At 70.9% G+C, this 2,813-nt stretch carries 1 pseudogene; it reads left to right on the top strand.

The features are described 5' to 3' along the window. Positions 1–21 precede the first annotated feature (21 nt). Positions 22–2,813: pseudogene (locus DBR34_RS21765) on the top strand (hypothetical protein); the annotation flags it as partial.

Below are 2,813 nucleotides of genomic sequence, written 5' to 3'. Positions count from 1 at the left end.
GCCGCGCCCAGCACCGTGCCCTTGGCCAGCGCCAGGGGCACGGTGCTGGGCGCGGCGGTGCACGATGCGTCCGGCGCGCTGTTGTACGCGGCCGGCACCGTGCTGGCCGACGCGGTCACCCTGCCGCAGGGCGCGCAGCTGTCCGCCGGCCTGCGCCTGCCGATGGCCGCCAACATCGCCGCGATGACGTGGCCGGCAGGCGTGGCCTTGCCCGCCTCACCGATCGGCAACCTGGTCACCCTGGCCACCGACCTTGGCCTGGCCAAGGGTGCCTTCATTCCCAGCGACACCGAGGTCAAGCTGCCCGGCGGTGCCACCACGGTCAACCTGCGGCCCACCGACGCCGACGGCAACCAGGGCCGCATCTGGGCGCTGGCGCCGATGCTGGCGGCCGGTTCGCAATCGTGGGACATCAGCCTGGTGGCCGGCGCCGACATGGCCGGTGCCGACCGCCTCACCATCGACCGCGCCGGTACCGGCAGCCTGCGTCTGTCCGACCCGCATTACGGGCAGGGTGGGGCAGTGGTGGACATTCCCGGCACCGGCTCGCCGGCCACGTATGTCTGGGGCGATCCCGACCTGTTCGTCGAAATGGTCAACGTGTTCTTCGGTGAGTACATGCTGAGTTTCGTGCCGACCGCCGGCTCTGCCTTCACCGACGATCAGATCGCCGAACTGATGGGTTGGGGCCTGATCTACAGCGGCCCGGAAAATCTCAACGAGCTCGGTTACGACGGTCTGGCCGCCGTGGGTTCGCCGGAGGTTCCGCCGGACAGGGAATTCAAGACGCTGCCGGGCCGCGAGCAGCTGCCCAGCGTGGTGCGTACCGGCACCGGCGACCTGCGCCTGGTGTCCGGCGGCGACATCGCCACCACCTCGCTGTACGGCGTGTACACCGCCGGTACGCCGTCGGCGGTGGTGTCCACCCCGGGCCGCGATCCCTACAACCAGCCGCGTGCGGTGGTGACGCCCAATCCCTCCAACCCGATCGGCAATACCGTGCTCGGCGACAAGGGCAGTGTGTTCGAACACCTGGTCGACGGCGGCAGCCAGAGCCTGTACCAGGCCTGGTATCCGGAGGCCGGCGGCAACCTGCTGCTGCGCGCCGGCGGCACCATCGTGGGCGACAGCCTGGGCCGACCGGGCACCACCCTGCGTGCCGAAGCGCTGGGCTATGCCACCGACCGGGTGAGTTCCACCGCCGCGGTGGGCAATTGGCTGTGGCGGCAGGGCACCGGCAGCGTGCAGGGCGGGGCCGACGGCCTGCCCACCGCGTGGTGGATCAACTTCGGCACCTACGTGGCGGCGCCCAACGGCGCCAACTACTACGACAACTTCGTGGAAATGCCGCGGCTGATCGGCTTCACCGGGTTCGGCACGCTCGGCGGCGGCAACCTGCTGCTGGACGCGACCGGAGACGCCGGCATGCTGCAGGGGCGCGGCGACCACGGCGGGGTCCACATCAACCGCAGCGCCGGTCTCAACCTGGCCGTGGCCAGCACCGGTCGCGTCACCGGCGACGGCACCCTGGTGCAGACCGGCGGCGGCGACCTGGACATCCGCATCGGCGGCGGCCTCAACGCCGACCCTGCGTTGCGCTCGTACACCGGCAGCAACAGCCCGCCGGAGGCCAACCTGGTCACCGTCAACGACATCCATCACCTGGAACTCAACGGCAGCTTCACCAACCTGCGCGGCGCGCTGCGCCTGGAAGCCGGTGCGGTAGGCGGCGTGGAGCTGCGCTACGGCAGCCGCCAGGACGCCAAGGAATCGCGCCCGTACGACATGTACAGCGCGACAGCGGCCACGTCGGCAGGCGGCCCGGTGCTGGTGCTCGGCGATGCCGGCGCACGCCTGGACGCCCGGGGCGACCTGGTGCTGGGCACCGTCACCGACCCCGGGCGCGTGCCCCAGTTCAACAACGGCACGCCCTTCAGCGTGGACGGCACGGCCTACCAGGACGGCGGCTGGAGCTGGTTCTCGCTGTGGACGCCGTCCACGGCGGTGGACCTGATGGCCGCCGGTGGCAACCTCACCCCGTCGCTGGCCATGCTTGACCGCAACACCCGCAACGACGCCCAGGCCACCGACGGCAACCATGTGTACCCGTCGGTGCTGCGCGCCACCGCCGCCAGCGGCAGCATCTACTACGGCACCCCGCGCACCGCGCCGATCCAGGGCACCAACAACGAGAACTTCGTGGCCGGCGTGGTGCTGGCGCCGTCGCCGGTGGACGATGTGTTCACCGCGCGCGGCACCGGCCAGCTGGAACTGCTTGCGGCCGGCTCGATCTATGCCAACGGCACCGGTCTGGGTGTGTCCGGCGCCGACCCGACCGCGTTGCCCAGCCCGTTCAATCCCGGCTTCGTGGGCCTGGCCGACACGGTCTGGTACGGCCGCCGGTTCATCCACAACGTCAGCCCCACCGGCCTGGCGCCCAGCGTGCTGCTGTCTGGCAACGACCCCAGCAGTTCGGCGCAGGCCTACCCCCTGTTCGCGTTCACCGCCCCCAGCGCATCGGGCCACGTGTACGTGGGCCAGGTGCCGTCGCGCTACTACGCGCTCACCGGTGACCTGGTGGGCCTGCGCACCGGCAGCATCGTCACCACCACCAACAACGTGCTGAGCAATGGTGCCGTCCGGACCGACACCACCACCTGGTACGACGGTGGCGGCGCGGTCGCCATCCGTGCCGGGCGTGACATCGTCAATTCGGGCACGCCACTGGGCGCGCTGGACAACGTGGGCATGGTGTACGGCAACAACGATGGCGCACTGGGCTGGTTCGGCCAGCTCAAGGGCGGCGACCCCAC

The organism is Stenotrophomonas sp. HMWF003 (assembly GCF_003061285.1).
In the GTDB taxonomy this organism is placed as follows: domain Bacteria; phylum Pseudomonadota; class Gammaproteobacteria; order Xanthomonadales; family Xanthomonadaceae; genus Stenotrophomonas; species Stenotrophomonas maltophilia_AP.
The sequence above is the reverse complement of the archived record's forward strand: the minus strand, read 5'-3'. Positions and strand labels throughout refer to the sequence as shown.